Source organism: Frankia sp. CeTa3Moorea, from assembly GCF_978021225.1.
Window position 1 is genome coordinate 6,124 of the sequence record NZ_CDXDOR010000019.1, and the last position, 16,645, is coordinate 22,768.

The window sequence follows — 16,645 nt, forward strand, 5'->3', positions numbered from 1 at the left end:
AGCTCGTCCTCCATGCGCAGCAGGCGCGCGGTCTCCTCCTCGGTGAGCTTGAAGACCGGGATGCCCGTCCAGATGGCGAGCACCTCGGCGATCTCCTCGTCGCCCACCTCGGCGACGACGTCCATGTCACCGGCCTTCCACTCCTTCTCCCGCTTCGCCTTCTCGGAGAGGAGGGTCTTCTCCTTGTCCCGCAGGGACGCGGCCTTCTCGAAGTCCTGCGCGTCGATCGCGGACTCCTTGTCCCGGCGGACGGTGGCGATGCGCTCGTCGAACTCGCGCAGGTCCGGCGGAGCGGTCATCCGACGGATGCGCATCCGCGAACCCGCCTCGTCGATCAGGTCGATCGCCTTGTCGGGCAGGAACCGGTCGGAGATGTAACGGTCGGCCAGGGAGGCGGCCGCCACCAGCGCGGCATCGGTGATCGATACCCGGTGATGAGCCTCGTACCGGTCCCGCAGCCCCTTGAGGATCTCGATCGTGTGCGCCACTGACGGCTCCGCGACCTGGATCGGCTGGAACCGCCGCTCGAGAGCGGCGTCCTTCTCCAAGTGCTTGCGGTACTCGTCGAGCGTAGTCGCGCCGATGGTCTGCAGCTCACCGCGGGCGAGCATGGGCTTGAGGATCGACGCCGCGTCGATGGCACCCTCGGCCGCGCCCGCGCCGACCAGTGTGTGCAGCTCGTCGATGAACAGGATGATGTCGCCGCGGGTCCGGATCTCCTTGAGGACCTTCTTCAGCCGCTCCTCGAAGTCACCGCGGTAGCGGGAACCGGCGACCAGAGCGCCGAGGTCGAGGGTGTAGAGCTGCTTGTCCTTCAGGGTCTCGGGCACCTCGCCCTTGATGATCGCCTGCGCCAGTCCCTCGACCACGGCGGTCTTGCCGACGCCGGGTTCACCGATCAGGACCGGGTTGTTCTTGGTCCGGCGTGACAGCACCTGCATGACGCGCTCGATCTCCTTCTCGCGCCCGATGACCGGGTCGAGCTTGGACTCGCGCGCCGCCGCGGTGAGGTTGCGGCCGAACTGGTCCAGCACCAGGGAGGTGGACGGGGTCCCCTCGGCGGGCGCGCCGGACGTGGCGGTCTCGCCCTTGCCCTGGTAACCGGACAGCAGCTGGATGACCTGCTGGCGCACCCGGTTGAGGTCCGCACCCAGCTTGACGAGCACCTGAGCGGCGACGCCCTCGCCCTCGCGGATCAGGCCCAACAGGATGTGCTCGGTGCCGATGTAGTTGTGACCGAGCTGCAGCGCCTCCCGAAGCGACAGCTCCAGGACCTTCTTCGCGCGCGGCGTGAACGGGATGTGCCCGCTCGGTGCCTGCTGCCCCTGGCCGATGATCTCTTCGACCTGTGACCGCACACCCTCAAGGGAGATGCCGAGGGACTCGAGGGCCTTGGCGGCGACGCCCTCGCCCTCGTGGATCAGGCCGAGCAGGATGTGCTCGGTCCCGATGTAGTTGTGGTTGAGCATCCTGGCCTCTTCTTGGGCCAGGACGACGACCCGACGTGCCCGGTCGGTGAATCTCTCGAACATGTGCGCTCCTTCGAGCTGCGACCGACCACACGACAGCCGGTATCCGCATGCTAGCTCCGCCGAGGCATGTCCTCACGCATCGAACAGAAACCTACCCGCCGGCACCGTCCACATCGTCGTGGGCGGCGGACCGGCGCAAGTACCGGTCCGACCAGCGGAGACGTCTAAGGCAACCGTGGCCGACCAGCCATGACTCCGTCACGTCGTTCCGCCAAGAGCAGAACGACGCCGCCCGCTTCGCGACGTCTCCGGTCGGGCGTACGGTGCGGCGGTACGCGCCAAGCGGTGCGTCCCACCTCGGTGAGCCTCCTCACCGATGCTACCGACGGTAGTGGATGAGGAGGTGCATCTCGTTGTGATTCAACTCACATGTATATCGTTTTGCGTTGTCAATGTTACTCATTGTCGCAGCCCTGGGGAGTTTCAGCGACAGATCTTGCTTGCATCTTGTGAGTAACTACTTTACGTGCGCATACTCGGGCTGTGCTTCGGGTGATTCTCAGACCGCAAGTCCTCCGTTGCCCTGCGTGTCGACCCAGGCGCGCAGCCGTTCCTCGCGATCCTGGTCACCGGTAAAGGGACACGAGGTGCAGTAGTCGTCACCAAGCCGGTAGGCCAGGCAGCACGACCCACGGCGTATGCCGGTGTACCGCCGGCCGTGGTGGACGAACTCGTGCCAACGGGGCCGGGCCCGCATGGTGGGAGTAGCCCGGGAGAAGAAGGCGTCGGCCTCCACTCGGCCGAGGTGGGGATCGCCGGTCGCGCGCTCGGTCAGCAGGAAGGCGCGGGCGCACTGCGCGGCCACCGCCCCCCACAGCGCCGGAAGGCCGAGCCGGACCCGTCCCCGCAGCTCCTCGACGAACGGTTGGAGATGCGCGAGCACCTCCTCGACCAGGCGACTGCGCAACGCGGCGACGTCCCCGACCACGTCCCCGACCACGCCGATCCGGGCATTCACCCCGTCTCCGGCGGTGACGCCCCCCGCGATCGGGTCATCCGCCAGGACGGTCATGGCCGGCCGGTGGAACGCGGTCTGGTCGAACCAGCCGCCGTCGAGGGCGCGTAGGGACATCGTTGCCGGGGTCAGGGCCGGCACCCGGTGCAGGAGGACGAAACAGGCGATGGCCGGGGCGGCGACGTTCGCCGAGTACCAGTTCGCCAGGTAGCTCGCGGCGACCTCCGGGCTGGCGCCGTGCGCGGCGCCCACCCGGGCCAGCGCCTCGGCCACGCCTGCTGGTCCGGTCAGGAAGGCACAGTCGGCCCAGCCCGGGCCGTCCGGCATCCCGAACTGCACACCGCGCGGCTCCAGCACCTCGGCGAGGTCCCGCAGGCTTGCCTCGAACGGCGGTTCGGCGCACTGGACGGTACCCCCGGAGAGTTCCGGCGCCGTCCCCTCGGGGACTACTTCCCTGGAAGGCGCCGCCGGGGACGCCGCCGAGCCGGTGCGGCGTTCGTTCACCGACCGCTTCACTGCCGGGACCGGGAGGTGTGCCGCGGCTGGGCCGGGCGTAGCTGTGCCAGGGTGCAGGATCTCCCGCAGGGTGGCGTGAGCATGAGCATGACTTTAAGTAAGCCTAACTTCATGTCTGGCGTCAACTGGAGCCGCCATCAGTGCTATGCCCACGAGTCATCGGGCCGGCATCGTGGGGTGGGTCGACATCGCGCGGTTGCCGGGCTGGTCGGCCCGCGTCACCAGCTGTCCGTGGCGAGATGGCGCTGGACGGCCTCGGCGATGGCCTGCTGCCCGTGCATAGTGGGGTGCGCGCTCAGATCACGTGTCGGTCCGAACAGATTGACCGGAGCCACCCACGGGTCCGGTGTGCAGATTTCGTGACCGCGTAGCGCCCGATCCGTCGAGACGAACTCCACTCCCGCATCCGACGCGGATTTTCTGATGACCTGGTCGAGCTGTCTGTTCAGCCTCGTCAGCTGTCGACGTTCCCTGTTGGTCAGCCAGGTACAGATGTTGTTGAGCTGGTTGCCCGGAAATATGTAGGGATAGCCGACCACGATGATCCGCGAATGCGGGGCGGCGGCCTTCACCGCCGCGTAGTTGGCGCTCAGGACACCCGGAAGTTCCTTGGTGACAAGATCGCGCTCGCGGCGGTCATTGCCATCCCAGAAGCATCTCCACGCATAACAACTGAAGATGACCCTGCCGAATCCGGCATCGTTGCCGCCGATGGTGATGGTGACGACGTCTGGGGCCCGGCCCAGTGCACGTAGCTGGGCCAGCTGGGGTTTCTCGCCCTTGAACGACTCGTGTAGGGCGCCGGTGGTGGCTCCGGAACACGCGGCGAACAGCGAGACGGTGACCCCCGATCCCATACCGCCCAGCAGCCGTGGCCAGGCCTGGCCGCTCCGCCGGCACTGGGGGGCCAGCGAGTCGAAGGGAGGATTGCCCTCCCCCGAGGAGTAGGAGTCGCCCAGCACGGCCAGGGTACGGGGCTGCGGACCGGCCGAAGCCGGATCACCCCAACCGTACGTAATCGGAACCGCGGCGAACAGGAATGCTGCCATCGCGGTGACAAGAAAGGGATGAGTGAAGTATCCGCTGCCGGGATGTGACGATACGCCGGGCTGTGTTCCCGAGCTTCGGTCCCGCATGGCACGGAATCGTAACCGAGTCGCGGGAGGACGGTCCGTCGAACCCGGCGGCTGTCGCTCGGCAGAGTCGGTTGCCTAATCCGCTGGACCGGTCGCAGCCCCGGAGATGCGCGATCGTCGTAATTATCCTGGTCGCCGTAATGCAGCCCGAACGAGCCTGAACGAGCCCGGTCGGGATCGGATCAGATATTCTTCTCGAAGACGAGACGCAGGCCGATGAGTGTCAGATGGGGCTCGTGGCGGTCAAGGGTCTCACTTTCCTTGATGACCACGGACGCGAGACCCCCGGTGGCGATCGTCACCGCATCCGTCCCGAGCTCGGCCCGGATGCGGCGTACCAGGCCGTCCACCTGACCGGCGACGCCGTAGATCATGCCGGACTGGAGTGCCTCGACCGTGCTCTTGCCGATGACGGAACGTGGCGCGACCAGTTCCACCTTACGGAGCTGGGCCGCCCGGGACGCGAGTGCGTCCAGCGCGATCTCGATGCCCGGTGCGAAGATTCCGCCGATGAACTCGCCGCGTGCCGAGACGATGTCCAGGTTCGTCGAGGTGCCGAAGTCGACGACGATCGCCGGCCCGCCGTAGAGGTGGTGCGCGGCGAGCGTGTTCATGATGCGGTCCGCGCCGGCTTCCTTCGGATTGTCGATGAGGATGGGAACCCCGGTCCGCGTCCCCGGTTCGACGATGACGACCGGAATGTCGTGAAAGGCCCGGACCACCATCCGGCGCAGGGCTCGAAGCGCGGCGGGAACGGTCGAGCAGATCGAGACACCGGTGACCTTGTACTCGCCGAGCAGGCCGTGGTAGAGCAGCACCAGTTCGTCCGCGGTCGCCTGCGGGTCGGTGCGCACCCGCCAGGAGTCGGCGAGGTGTTCACCCTCGAACACGCCGACGACGGTGTTGGTGTTACCGACGTCGATGGCGAGCAGCATCAGGATTCCTCCACGATCAGACCCTCGATCGGTGGGCCCGCGGTGGCCGATCCCGGGCGATGATCGGGATCCAGGGCGAGATCGAGGCCGAGGTCGAGAGCGGGCGCCGAATGGGTCAGGGCGCCGACGGCGAGATAGTCGACGCCGACGGCTGCCACCGCCGCCGCCGTTCGCAGGGTCAGGCCGCCGCTCGCCTCGAGCCGCACCCCGGCCGGACGGGTGAGCTGGACCGCGGCCCGCAGGTCCGCCAGCGACATATTGTCGCAGAGGATGAGATCACATCCGGCATCGACGGCCTCCGCGACCTGGTCGACGGTGTCGCATTCGACCTCGACGGGCAGCCCGGGGAACCGGGCCTGCACCGCGGCGAACGCCGCCGCCACGCCACCCGCCGCGACCACGTGGTTGTCCTTGATCAGGGCTGCGTCCGTCAGCGACATGCGGTGGTTCACCCCGCCCCCGCAGCGCACCGCGTACTTCTCCAGCGCGCGCAGGCCGGGTAGCGTCTTGCGGGTGTCGCGGATCACCGCACCGGTGCCGGTGACCGCGTCGACCCAGGCCCGCGTCAGGGTGGCGATCCCGGACAGGTGGCACAGCAGGTTCAGCGCGGTGCGTTCGGCGGTGAGCAGGCCGCGGACCGGCCCGTTGACGTAGGCCACCGTGGTGCCCGGCGGGACAGGGTCGCCGTCGCGAGCGGTCAGGGTGACGGTCGCGGCCGGCCCGAGCAGGCTTTCGAAGACGGCGGCGGCGACCGGCAGGCCGGCGACGACGCCCGCGGCCCGCGAGACGATGGCGCCGTGCCCGACGAGGGCGGGGTCGACCGTCGCCTCGGAGGTCGCGTCGACCGCGCCGATCTGGCCGGTCACCTCGTTCTCCTCCCAGACCGGGAGGTCCTCCACGAGCGCGCGGCCGACCAGGGCCACCACCCCGTCCGGGTCGAGGCCGGCCGAGGCGAGGGCACTGCGGGTGGCGGGCGAGAGCCGTCCGCCGGGCACGCCGGCGGAACCGGAACCGCTCACCGCGAGCCGCGCATGGGCTCGACGTCCACGATCAGTTCCCCTTCTGGATCGAGCCGGGTGAGGATCCGGCCGAGCCAGTGTTCGTCGTCCCGCTCACCGAAGTCCTCCCGCCAATGGGACCCGCGGGTCTCCGTCCGGATGGCGGCGGCGGCGGCGAGGGCCGTCGCAACCGTGCGCAGGTTGGTCATCTCCCAGGCCGGCGGCCCGGCCGTGACCGTCGCCCCGCTGACCCGCAGGTCCCCGAGACCGGCCAGTACCTTCGCCGTCGCCCGCAGGCTGTCCGCGCTGCGCAGCACCCCGGCACCGTCGGTCATCGCGCGCGCGAGCTCCGCGCGTTCGGCGGGGTCGGTCAGACCACTGCCGCGACCGACCACCGGCGCGGCGGGGATGGCGGCGCCGCGCTGGCCGCCGTGCCGGCCGCCGGGCGCGGTGCCGGCCAGGTGCTCCGCGATGCGCGCGGCGAAGACCAGCCCCTCCAGCAGGCTGTTCGACGCGAGCCGGTTGGCGCCGTGCACCCCTGTGCAGGCCACCTCCCCGCAGGCGTACAGGCCGGCCACGCTCGTGCGGCCCCACAGGTCCGTGCGCACTCCGCCGCTGGCGTAGTGGGCGGCCGGCGCGACGGGGATCGGCCTGGCGACCGGATCGATGCCGGCGGACCGGCAGCGCGCGGTGATCGAGGGGAACCGCCGCTCGATGGTCGCCGCGCCCAGCCTCCGGGCGTCCAGGAACAGGTGATCGACCCCCTGGGCCGCCATGACCCGCGACATCTGCTTGGCGACGACGTCGCGCGGCGCGAGGTCGGCCAGCCGGTGGACGCCCGCCATCACCCGCTCGCCGGCCGCGTCGACGAGAACGGCACCCTCCCCCCGCATGGCCTCGCTGACCAGCGGCTGCTGGCCCCCGAGCAGTTCGGCGACGGCGCCCGGCCTGGACGGGGGCAGCCACAGGGCGGTCGGGTGGAACTGGACGAACTCCAGGTCCGCGACGACGGCGCCCGCGCGCAGAGCCAGCGCCACCCCGTCCCCGGTGGAGACGCCGGGATTGGTCGTCGACGCGAAGATCTGCCCCATCCCGCCGGTCGCCAGGACCACCGCGCCCGCCGTCACCGCGCCGACGCCGTCCCGGCTGCCCTCCCCCAGCACGTGCAGGGTGGCGCCGGCGGCCCGACCGTCGGAGTCGAGCAGCAGGTCGAGGACCAGTGCGTGTTCGATGACCTCGACGCTCTCATCCGCCCGGACGGCGGTGATCAGGGCGCGTTCCACCTCCAGGCCGGTGGCGTCCCCACCCGCATGGATGATGCGGTTGCGTAGATGGCCGCCCTCCCGGGTGAGGGCGAACGAGCCGTCGGTGGTCCGATCGAACCGGGCGCCGAGCTCGGCGAGCTCACGTACCCGCGCCGGTCCGTCGCGGACCAGTACTCGGGCTGCGTCCTCGTCGCACAGCCCGACGCCGGCGACCAGGGTGTCGAAGAGATGATCTTCGGGCGAGTCCTCCGCGGCGAGCGCGGCGGCGATCCCACCCTGCGCCCACCGGGTCGACCCGGCGTCGAGGCGTGCCTTGGTCACCAGCAGCACCCGGGCGGCGGGCAGCGCCCGGCGCAGGTGCAGGACCGTCGTGAGCCCGGCGATGCCCGAACCGATGACGACGACGTCCGCGGCGCGCAGCCATCCCGGGCGGGGCGCGCCGAGCCGGCAAGGTAGCACGGTCACTGCGTAGCCACGGCCGATCGGACCGCCGCCGCGGCCGCAGGTACCGGGATGTCGACCGGGATGTCGCCACGCAGGCTCGACGGGTCGCCGGGGAGCGGTTCGGCCGGGTCGTCGCCGTGCCCGATGATCCGGTTTGCCGCGTCGACGAACAGCACCTTCGGGACGTGCCGGCGTGCCTCGGCGTCGTCCATGAGCCCGTACGCAATGATGATCACCAGATCGCCCGGCTGGACCAGGCGCGCCGCGGCACCGTTGATACCGATGATCCCGCTTCCCGCCGGTCCCGCGATGGCGTACGTCTCCAGCCGGGCGCCGTTGTTGATGTCGACGATCGTGACCTGCTCGCCGGGCAGCAGGTCGGCGGCGGCCAGCAGGTTCGCGTCGATCGTCACGGAGCCCACATAGTGCAGATCGGCCTGGGTGACCGTGGCGCGGTGGATCTTGGCGGTGAGCATGGTGCGCAACACGGTCAGGCTCCCGGGTGATCGCGGTCGGCGGGACGGTCCGGTCGGGGGGTGAGGGCGGGAGACCCGGCGGATGCCGGAGACCCAGTGGGGGCCGGCGCCGGGGATTCCGGAGGCAGGACGAGGTCGATGTTGTCGATCAGGCGGGTGGTGCCCACCCGGGCAGCGACGAGCAGCAGGGCGGGACCGCTCCGGACCGGACGCAGATCGTCGGGGCTGGCCAGGGCGAGGTAGTCCACGTCCACCCCGTCCGCGGCGGCCAGAACCTCCCGCGCGGTCGCGAGCGCGGCGTCCTGCCCGCCCGCCTGGGCCCGGGCCCCGGCGGCGAGCGCCCGGGACAGGGCGAGCGCGCTGCGCCGCTGCTCGGGGGTCAGATAGACGTTCCGGCTCGACATCGCGAGGCCGTCGGGCTCGCGCACGGTCTCCACACCGATCACGGTGACGTCGAAGGCGAGGTCCGCGACCATCCGGCGGATGCAGACCAGCTGCTGGGCGTCCTTGCGCCCGAAGAACGCCAGGTCCGGACGGACCAGGTGGAGCATGGTCCCCACCAGGGTCAGCATCCCATCGAAATGGCCCGGACGGGCGGCGCCTTCGAGCAGCTCACCGAGCGGCCCGGCCTGCAAGCGGACGAGCGGCGGCGAGTCGTGGATCATCCGGGGGGCGAAGACGAGGTCGACTCCCTCCCGCGCGCACACGTCGAGATCGGCGGCCAGGGTGCGCGGATACCGGTCGAGATCCTCACCCGCGCCGAATTGCAGCGGATTAACGTAGATCGTGGCAACCACCTGGTCCGCCTGGGCCCGGGCGGCGCGCAGCAGCGAGGCGTGGCCCTCGTGCAGCGCTCCCATTGTCATGACGACGGCCCTGGTCGGGCGCGCGTGGGTCGGGCGCGTGTGCCCGGCTGCCGCCCGCGCGGGCGCGTCGTCCGGCGCAGGCAGACCGGCCTCACTCTGCCGGGCGATGGTGGCCTGCCGGTCGAGCGCGGCGAGCGCGGCGCGCAGCTCGGCCCGGTCTCTGGCCAGGACGGGACTGCCCGAGCCGGGGAGCGTGCTGGGCCGGACGGAGGGGGCAATGCTCCTAGCGGAGGGGACCGTGGCGGTGGCCGCCTGATCGCGGGATCCCGTCGATGGGCGGTCGGGCGTGGTGGAGAAAACAGCAGTCATAATCCGTTCCAGTCCTCGGATGGGGTACCGGACGTCGTTGGCAACTGTAACTCGGCTGCAATGGTTGTTGCCCTCCCCTGTGAGCTGGGCTTCGTTCGGGTGATCGTCCCGAACGAAGCCCTCTGCTCACTCCGGAAGGTGCAATTTGTTGCTTTGTGGCGTTATATGATACTTCGCTGGGGCTGCGAGCCCACCGGAGTTCAGGCCCCGGTGTGCGCGGGCTCGGCCCGCTCAGGGGCCTCGGCCTCCTGGGGGGAAGAGGGCGTGGGGGCTCCTGGACGGGTGTGCTGCGCGACGTAGGTGCCGGCGGCGATCGCCGCCGCGACCGGCCATTCGATGATCGAGGCCGCGGCGAGCCCGCCGAGCCCCAGGTAGTAGGCACCCTTGCCCAGCGACGGCCACTGCATGCTCGTACCTCGTCCAACCTCGAACCGCGACGTGAGCAGCGGTAGCCGGACCGTGAAGGTGTGTGTGCCCGGCGACCGCTCGGGGCCCGTGGGCGGGGCCGGCTGCTGCTGGTCCCGCTCAGGGGCAGAGGTGTCCGTGTCCTCCCGGTGCGGCTGTGGCCGTGCCCGTGGCGGAGTGTCCGTCTTCGTGGCCATGGCAGCTCACCTCTCTCGATATCTCGATCTCCTTCTAGGAGAGAACCTAAGATGAACTTATAGTATCCAGAAGATAACTTCTCGTGCTGTTCGCGGTGTGAGCGCGGTTAGGCGGTGGACAGGTAGTCCTTGAAGGAGATGCCGGTCAGTCGCTCGTAGGCCTCCACGTAACGGGCCTGGGTCGCCTCGACGACGTCCGCGGGCAGCTCCGGCCCTGGCGCGGTCCTGTCCCAGCCGGTACTCGTCAGATAGTCGCGGATGTACTGCTTGTCGAAGGACGGCTGGGAGGCTCCGGGCCGCCAGGTGTCCTCCGGCCAGAACCGGGACGAGTCCGGGGTCAGGACCTCGTCGGCGAGCCGCAGCGTGCCCTGGGCGTCATGACCGAACTCGAACTTGGTGTCAGCGAGCAGGATGCCGCGCTCGGCTGCGAGGACACTGGCCCGGCCGAAGATCTGCAGGGTCAGCCGCTCGAGCTCGGCGGCGAGCTCGGTGCCGATCCGGCCGGCCGCGTCGGCCCGACTGATGTTCTCGTCGTGCTCACCGATCGGCGCCTTCGTGGACGGCGTGTAGATCGGTGCCGGCAGCTTGCTGCCGTCCACCAGCCCGGTGGGCAGGGGATGCCCGCTGACCGCGCCGGTGCGCTGGTAGTCCTTCAGCCCGCTGCCGGTCAGATAACCACGGGCGACGCACTCGATCTGCACCATGTTCAGGCGTCGGCACAGCATCGACCGGCCGCGCAGCTGCTCCCTATACGGAGCGAGCTCGGCCGGGTACTCATCGGCGTTCGAACTGACGACGTGGGACGGGACCAGGTCGGCGAGCTGGTCGAACCACCACAGCGAAAGCCCGGTGAGAACGGCTCCCTTGTCGGGAATTTCGGTCGGTAGGACCACGTCGAACGCCGAGATGCGGTCGCTGGCGACCAGCAGCACGGCGTCGTCCCCGACCGCGAACAGCTCTCGGACCTTGCCCGAACCCAGGTGGGTGAGCCCGGCGAACTCCTCATGTGTCAGTGGCATACACCGACCGTACCCAGGGAGAACAACAGCACCCGCGGCGCGGGGGCGCGCGGGTCAGGTGAGGGCCGCCAAGGCGTCGAAGACCGGGCCGAGGCGCTTGGTGTAGCGCTCGGGCCGGCTCACCTCGTCGAGCCTGGCCTCGTCCAGGGCCAGGCCGCGGTCGCCGGCGTGCTTGCGCAGCGTCTCCCGGAACGGCACGCCGGTCTGCCAGGTCTCCATCGCCGCCGCCTGGGTGACGGCGTAGGCGTCCTCGCGGGACAGCCCCGTCTCGACGAGTTCGAGCAGCACCGCCGAGGTGTAGACCAGCCCGCCCGTGGCATCGAGGTTCGCCCGCATCCGTGCGGTGTCCACGACCAGCCCGGTGACCAGCCGGGTCGTCAGGTGCAGCAGGTAGTCGACGCCGGTGGCGGCGTCCGGCAGCGCGATGCGCTCGGTGGAGGAGTGGGAGATGTCGCGCTCGTGCCACAGCGGGACGCCCTCCAGCACCGGGACGTACTGCGCCCGGACGATCCGGGCGAGCCCGGCGATGCGCTCCGACATGATCGGGTTCTTCTTGTGGGGCATCGCGGAGGAGCCCTTCTGCCCGGAGCCGAACGGCTCGGACAGCTCCCGGACCTCCGTGCGCTGGCCGTGCCGGACCTCCAGGGCGACCGCCTCGCAGACGGTCGCGAGCCCGGCCAGCGCCGCGACCCAGGAGGCGATGCCGTCGCGCAGCACGACCTGGGTGGCCACCGGGGCCGCGGTGAGGCCCAGCTTGTCGGCCACATAGGCCTCGACGTCGGGGTCGATGTTGGAGTACGTCCCGACCGCGCCGGAGATCTTGGCGACGGCCACGTCCGCGCGGGCCGCGCGCAGCCGGTCGCGGCAGCGGGCGAGCCCGAACGCCAGGTCCGCGACGCGGTGCCCGAACACCGTCGGCTCGCCGTGGATGCCGTGCGTCCGGCCGACCCGCAGGGTGTTCCGGTGGGCTAGGCCGAGGTCGCGCAGCGCGGCGACGAGGGTGTCCGCCCGGGCGAGCAGCAGGTCGGTCGACTCGACCAGCTGCAGCGCGAGCGCCGTGTCGAGCAGGTCTGAGGAGGTCATGCCGAAGTGCGCGTAGGCGGCGGCGGACCGGGGTTCGGTGCGGTCGGCCCAAGCGGTCAGGAAGGCGATGACGTCATGCTGGGTGACGGCCTCCACCTCGGCAACGGCCTCGGGCGTCGGAGCGGGGGCGGCCCGGACCGGCTCGACGGAATCGGCGGGGATGCGGCCCGCGGCGGCGTGCGCCTCCATGACCAGCACCTCGACGCGACACCACAGCTCGTACTTGTGCGCCTCCGACCACACCCGGCCCATCTCCGCCAGGGTGTAACGGCCGATCATGACTGGCTGCCGGCCGCGGCCGCCGCGCTCAGCCCGTCCGCCGCGGCCTGCTCGAACTCGTCCTTGAACGCGGCCAGCTTCAGCCCCAGATCGGGATCGGCCAGCGCCAGGATCTGGATCGCCAGGATCGCCGCGTTCGTCGAGTTGTTCAGGCCCACGGTCGCGACCGGGACGCCCGGCGGCATCTGCACGATGGCGAGCAGCGAGTCCATGCCGTCCAGCGCCCCGCCGGAGATCGGCACGCCGATTACCGGCAGCGTGGTGAGGGCCGCGATGGTGCCGGGCAGCGCAGCGGCCAGGCCTGCCCCGGCGATGACCACCGAGATGTCGCGGGCCCGCAGCTGACCCACGTAGTCGGCGAGGGTGCGCGGCGCGCGGTGCGCCGACAGCGACACCTGCTCGTAGGGCACACCGAAGCGTTCCAGGGTGGCGCCGGCCTTGCTCATGGTCTGGGTGTCCGACGGTGATCCGAAGACGATCGCCACCTGGGGATGGCCTGGCCCGGGGGTGCTCTGCGACACGGTCTACTCCTTCTTTTTCTTTCTATGTCCTGCGGGATCCTCGCCGGACGCGACGTCCGCTCGACGGACGTCGGCCGCGTGGCGCATCCGGGACGGATCTCCGATGTCGGTGCGGTAATGGGCGCCGGGCAGCGAGATGCGACTGACAGCCTCGTAGGCCGATCCTCGCGCGGACTCCAGGTTGGAGCCGATGGCCGTAACGGACAGCACACGGCCGCCGGCCGAGACGACCCGGCCATCCGGCTCCCTCCGGGTACCGGCGTGCAGGACGTCGACGCCGGCCAGTGCACCGGCGGCGGCGAGCCCGCGGATCGGGTCGCCGAGCCTGGGTGCCGCCGGATAGCCGTGCGCGGCGACAACGACGCTGATCGCCGCGCCGGAGCGCCACACCGGTGCCCGCCGGCCGGAGAGCACGTCCGTCAACGGCGTCGTGAGCAGGGCGAGGATGGCCTGCACCTCGGGGTCACCGAAGCGCACGTTGAACTCCACCACCCGCGGGCCGCGGGTGGTCAGCGCGAGCCCGGCGTAGAGCAGGCCGGTGAACGGGGTGCCGCGCCGGGCCATCTCGGCCACTGTCGGCCGGATCACCGTGGCGACGATCTCCGCTGGCAGGCCGTGCGAGGCCCAGGGCAGCGGGGTGTACGCGCCCATCCCCCCGGTGTTCGGGCCGGTGTCGCCGTCGCCGACCCGTTTGTGGTCCTGCGCCGGCAGCAGCGGGAGGACCGCGCCGGACTCGGTCACCACGGCGAACAGGGAGACCTCGGGCCCGTCGAGGTACTCCTCGAGGACAACCCGGTCGTCCGGTCCGCGCAGGCTCGCGCGGACCGCGGCGACGGCCGCGTCGCGATCCTCGGTCACCGTGACGCCCTTGCCGGCGGCGAGCCCGTCGTACTTCACCACGTACGGCGGGCCGAAGACGTCCAGGTCGGCCAGGGCGGGCTCGATCTCGGCGTGGTCGCGAGAGGCCGCCGTGGGCACCCCGGCGGCGCGCATGACCTCCTTGGCGAACGCCTTGCTGCCCTCCAGCCGGGCCGCGGCCGCGCTCGGGCCGAAGACCGCGAGGCCGCGGGCGCGTAGCTCGTCGGCGGCCCCGGCTACCAACGGCATCTCCGGACCGATGACGGTGAGGTCCGCGCCGACCGCCTCAGCAAGGTCGGCGACGGCGTCCGGGTCGGCGACGGCGAGCGGGCGGGGCTCGGCGAGCTCGGCGGTCCCGGCGTTTCCGGGCGCGCAGATCAGCGAGCCGACCCGGGGATCGCGGGCGAGCGCCCGGCACAGCGCGTGTTCACGGCCGCCGGAGCCGACAACAAGAACCTTCATCAGTTCACCTCGCGACGCAAGCAGCGGCCCGGTGCGCGGCGGCGGATTCCCGGTAATGCCGGCGGACCGGGCCGCGTCGCCGCCACGGCCGTGCGCGGGGGACGTGGGGGTCGGTGGCGGCCGTCACCGGTTGTCCCCGGCGCCCGGCGCCGGGACGGAGATCCGGACCGGGCGCGGGTGCCGTCGCGAACCGGCGAACCCCGCCTGGGGCATCGCGTCGTCGCAGTTCGGTCGGGTCACAGTTCCACAGTAGCGGGTGTGCTGATCATCGTGCGCGTCGTGCCCGGTCGGTGCCGGTGACTCCCGGCCGGTCACCCGGGACGATCCGCGCTGAGCGGCTACAGCCCGACGCCCGACCGCCAGAGCAGGTGGGCCATGCCGTGCACCAGGTGCAGCGCGCAGCGGCGTGCGTCCACCTCGGCCATGCCCGCGACGATGGCGGCGGCGTCGACCGGCCAGACCCGGACCTCCCGGCCGAGCACGGTCAGCGGGGCGGGATCGTCGCGGCCCTCGAAGGCGCGCCCACCCGGTTCGACGAACAGGTGCAGCGACCGCCCTGCGGCCGGGAAGTTCTCGCAGCGCCAGTACAGCAGCGGCCACGCCTGCAGCCGTTCCCGCCGTCCCGGCCAACGCCGGCGGCGACCGGGGTCGACGGCCGTCTCGCCGGGGTCCGCCCGATCTGCCCGGGCTGCCGGGTCCGTGGCCGCCCGTGTCGCCCCGCCCTCGCTCAGGTCCAGCGCGGGCAGCGGCCGGCCGGCGCGGTACCGCGCCGGCGCGCGGTGCGGCGCGGTGCGGGCCGCCCGCACCGTGACCGGTGGTACCAGGTGTTCGGCCGCGCAGAAGTCCAGGAAGTCACGGATCTGGGCGTCGACGTGACTGGCGACGGCCGCGGCGCGTTCGAGCCGCTGTGCCTCGGCCCGCTTCGAGCTCCGGATGGCGTGGCTGCCCCGCAGCAGCACGTCGGTCAGTGTCTGCGGCAGAGCCTCGCCGGTGGGGGAGAACCCGACCGGCCAGGCGTCGGAGTCGGTCGGGTGTAGGTAACCGCGTCTCACGGCCGGTGGCCAACGGGCCGGTTGCGGGGCTTCGGCCGGTTCCGGCCGCGACAGCGGTGTCCGCCCGGGGATGGAAGGGTCGTCATCCGACGGCCGGGACCTGACAACGGCCACCGCCACCACCCCCGGACGTCATTGCTTTGCGTGACCGCCCAAGCGTCGATGGTAATGCTTCCGGCTGCAACCGGAACCGACCGGATCTTGGCCCGCGCCGGGCGGGATCAGACCAGGTCTTTTCGGACCAGTCTGTTCAGACCAGGTCATTGATGACGAGCGTCTGGTCCCGCCCGGGACCGACGCCGACCGCCGACACCGGGGCGCCGGAGAACTCCTCCAACGCCCTGATGTAGTCCTTCGCGGTGCCGGGCAGGTCGGCGAACGACCGGACGCCGGAGATGTCCTCGTGCCAGCCGGGCAGGTCGGTGTAGATCGGCTTGGCGTGGTGGAACTCGGTCTGGGTCATGGGCATCTCGTCGACCCGTTCGCCGCCGATGTCGTAGCCGACGCAGATGGGCACCCGGTCGAAGCCCGACAGGACGTCCAGCTTGGTGAGGAAAAGGTCGGTCAGGCCGTTGACCCGCACCGCGTAGCGGGCGATTACGGCGTCAAACCAGCCGGTGCGCCGTGCCCGGCCGGTTGTCACGCCGAACTCCCCGCCGATGCGGCGCAGCTCCTCTCCGACCTTGTCGTCCAGTTCAGTGGGGAAGGGGCCGGCGCCGACCCGGGTCGTGTAGGCCTTGATGATGCCGATCACCCGACTGATCCTCGTCGGGCCGATGCCGGCGCCGGTGGCCGCGTAGCCGGCGGTCGGGTTCGATGACGTGACGAACGGGTAGGTGCCGTGATCGACGTCGAGGAGAGTGCCCTGGGAGCCTTCGAGCAGCACGACCTTGCCCGCGCGCAGCGCCCGGTCGAGAATCAGGCCGGTGTCGGCGATGTGGGGTTGGAGGCGTTTCGCGTAGTCGGCGTACTCCTCGACCACCTCGTCTAGCTCGATCCGGCGCCGGTTGTAGACCTTGGCCAGGACCTGGTTCTTCTCCCGTAGCACCAGTTCGAGCTTCTTGTGGAAGATGCCCGGGTCGAGGAGATCCTGCACTCTGATGCCCGTACGGGCAACCTTGTCGCCGTAGGTGGGACCGATGCCGCGACCGGTGGTACCGATCCGCGCCTTGCCCAGGTAGCGCTCGATGACCCGGTCCAGCGCCCGGTGATGGGGCATGATCAGGTGGGCGTTCGCGCTGATCAGGAGCCGGGAGACGTCGATGCCGCGGGCGGTGAGCCCGTCCATCTCGGCCAGCAGCACGCCCGGGTCGATGACGACCCCGTTGCCGATCACG

Annotated in this window: 15 protein-coding genes; all 15 read right to left on the reverse strand. The window is 71.0% G+C overall.

All coding sequences use genetic code 11. The features are described 5' to 3' along the window. Positions 1-1,532, reverse strand: a 1,532-nt coding sequence (locus AC08OV_RS05905) for a Clp protease N-terminal domain-containing protein (RefSeq protein ID WP_476619422.1), incomplete at its 3' end; no start/stop codon positions are given. A 499-nt stretch (positions 1,533-2,031) separates the two neighbouring features. Continuing rightward, positions 2,032-2,991 (reverse strand): (2Fe-2S)-binding protein, encoded by a 960-nt coding sequence (locus AC08OV_RS05910; protein WP_476592058.1) that lies wholly within the window; start codon positions 2,989-2,991, stop codon positions 2,032-2,034. A gap of 230 nt (positions 2,992-3,221) precedes the next feature. Continuing rightward, positions 3,222-4,139 (reverse strand): SGNH/GDSL hydrolase family protein, encoded by a 918-nt coding sequence (locus AC08OV_RS05915; RefSeq protein ID WP_476613981.1) that lies wholly within the window; start codon positions 4,137-4,139, stop codon positions 3,222-3,224. A gap of 182 nt (positions 4,140-4,321) precedes the next feature. Then, positions 4,322-5,074, reverse strand: a complete 753-nt coding sequence (locus tag AC08OV_RS05920) for a type III pantothenate kinase (protein ID WP_476613982.1) — start codon at positions 5,072-5,074, stop codon at positions 4,322-4,324. Then, the gene (nadC, locus tag AC08OV_RS05925) at positions 5,074-6,093 is read right to left on the reverse strand and encodes a carboxylating nicotinate-nucleotide diphosphorylase (protein ID WP_476613983.1); all 1,020 of its coding nucleotides are present in this window, start codon (positions 6,091-6,093) and stop codon (positions 5,074-5,076) included. Before nadC ends, AC08OV_RS05920 begins: the two co-directional genes overlap by 1 nt. Next, entirely contained in the window at positions 6,090-7,802 is a 1,713-nt protein-coding gene (locus AC08OV_RS05930; RefSeq protein ID WP_476613984.1) for an L-aspartate oxidase, read from the reverse strand. Before AC08OV_RS05930 ends, nadC begins: the two co-directional genes overlap by 4 nt. Beyond that, positions 7,799-8,269, reverse strand: coding sequence for an aspartate 1-decarboxylase (gene panD / locus AC08OV_RS05935; RefSeq protein ID WP_476613985.1), 471 nt, complete (start codon positions 8,267-8,269; stop codon positions 7,799-7,801). Before panD ends, AC08OV_RS05930 begins: the two co-directional genes overlap by 4 nt. 2 nt (positions 8,270-8,271) lie before the next feature. Continuing rightward, entirely contained in the window at positions 8,272-9,432 is a 1,161-nt protein-coding gene (panC, locus tag AC08OV_RS05940; protein WP_476619423.1) for a pantoate--beta-alanine ligase, read from the reverse strand. 200 nt (positions 9,433-9,632) lie between these two features. Then, positions 9,633-10,034, reverse strand: a complete 402-nt coding sequence (locus AC08OV_RS05945; RefSeq protein WP_476615931.1) for a hypothetical protein — start codon at positions 10,032-10,034, stop codon at positions 9,633-9,635. Positions 10,035-10,141: 107 nt separating this feature from the next. Next, positions 10,142-11,053 carry a phosphoribosylaminoimidazolesuccinocarboxamide synthase gene (locus tag AC08OV_RS05950; RefSeq protein ID WP_476615930.1) on the reverse strand — a complete coding sequence of 304 codons (912 nt, stop codon included), beginning with the start codon at positions 11,051-11,053 and terminating at the stop codon, positions 10,142-10,144. Between the two features lie 54 nt (positions 11,054-11,107). After that, positions 11,108-12,415, reverse strand: a complete 1,308-nt coding sequence (gene purB / locus AC08OV_RS05955) for an adenylosuccinate lyase (RefSeq protein ID WP_476619424.1) — start codon at positions 12,413-12,415, stop codon at positions 11,108-11,110. Then, positions 12,412-12,936 (reverse strand): 5-(carboxyamino)imidazole ribonucleotide mutase, encoded by a 525-nt coding sequence (purE, locus tag AC08OV_RS05960; protein WP_462186408.1) that lies wholly within the window; start codon positions 12,934-12,936, stop codon positions 12,412-12,414. Before purE ends, purB begins: the two co-directional genes overlap by 4 nt. A gap of 3 nt (positions 12,937-12,939) precedes the next feature. Further along, entirely contained in the window at positions 12,940-14,256 is a 1,317-nt protein-coding gene (gene purD / locus AC08OV_RS05965; protein ID WP_476614222.1) for a phosphoribosylamine--glycine ligase, read from the reverse strand. A gap of 338 nt (positions 14,257-14,594) precedes the next feature. Continuing rightward, on the reverse strand, positions 14,595-15,422 hold the full coding sequence (locus AC08OV_RS05970) for a hypothetical protein (protein WP_476614223.1): 828 nt from the start codon (positions 15,420-15,422) through the stop codon (positions 14,595-14,597). Positions 15,423-15,558: 136 nt separating this feature from the next. Further along, a partial coding sequence (locus tag AC08OV_RS05975) for an adenylosuccinate synthase (protein WP_476619425.1) occupies positions 15,559-16,645 on the reverse strand: 1,087 nt, incomplete at its 5' end.

Coding starts and splice junctions, on each gene's coding strand:
- AC08OV_RS05915 (WP_476613981.1), bottom strand. CDS start 4,139: ATGCGGGACCGAAGCTCGGGAACACAGCCCGGCGTATCGTCACATCCC.
- AC08OV_RS05920 (WP_476613982.1), bottom strand. CDS start 5,074: ATGCTGCTCGCCATCGACGTCGGTAACACCAACACCGTCGTCGGCGTG.
- panC (WP_476619423.1), bottom strand. CDS start 9,432: ATGACTGCTGTTTTCTCCACCACGCCCGACCGCCCATCGACGGGATCC.
- AC08OV_RS05945 (WP_476615931.1), bottom strand. CDS start 10,034: ATGGCCACGAAGACGGACACTCCGCCACGGGCACGGCCACAGCCGCAC.
- AC08OV_RS05950 (WP_476615930.1), bottom strand. CDS start 11,053: ATGCCACTGACACATGAGGAGTTCGCCGGGCTCACCCACCTGGGTTCG.
- purB (WP_476619424.1), bottom strand. CDS start 12,415: ATGATCGGCCGTTACACCCTGGCGGAGATGGGCCGGGTGTGGTCGGAG.
- purD (WP_476614222.1), bottom strand. CDS start 14,256: ATGAAGGTTCTTGTTGTCGGCTCCGGCGGCCGTGAACACGCGCTGTGC.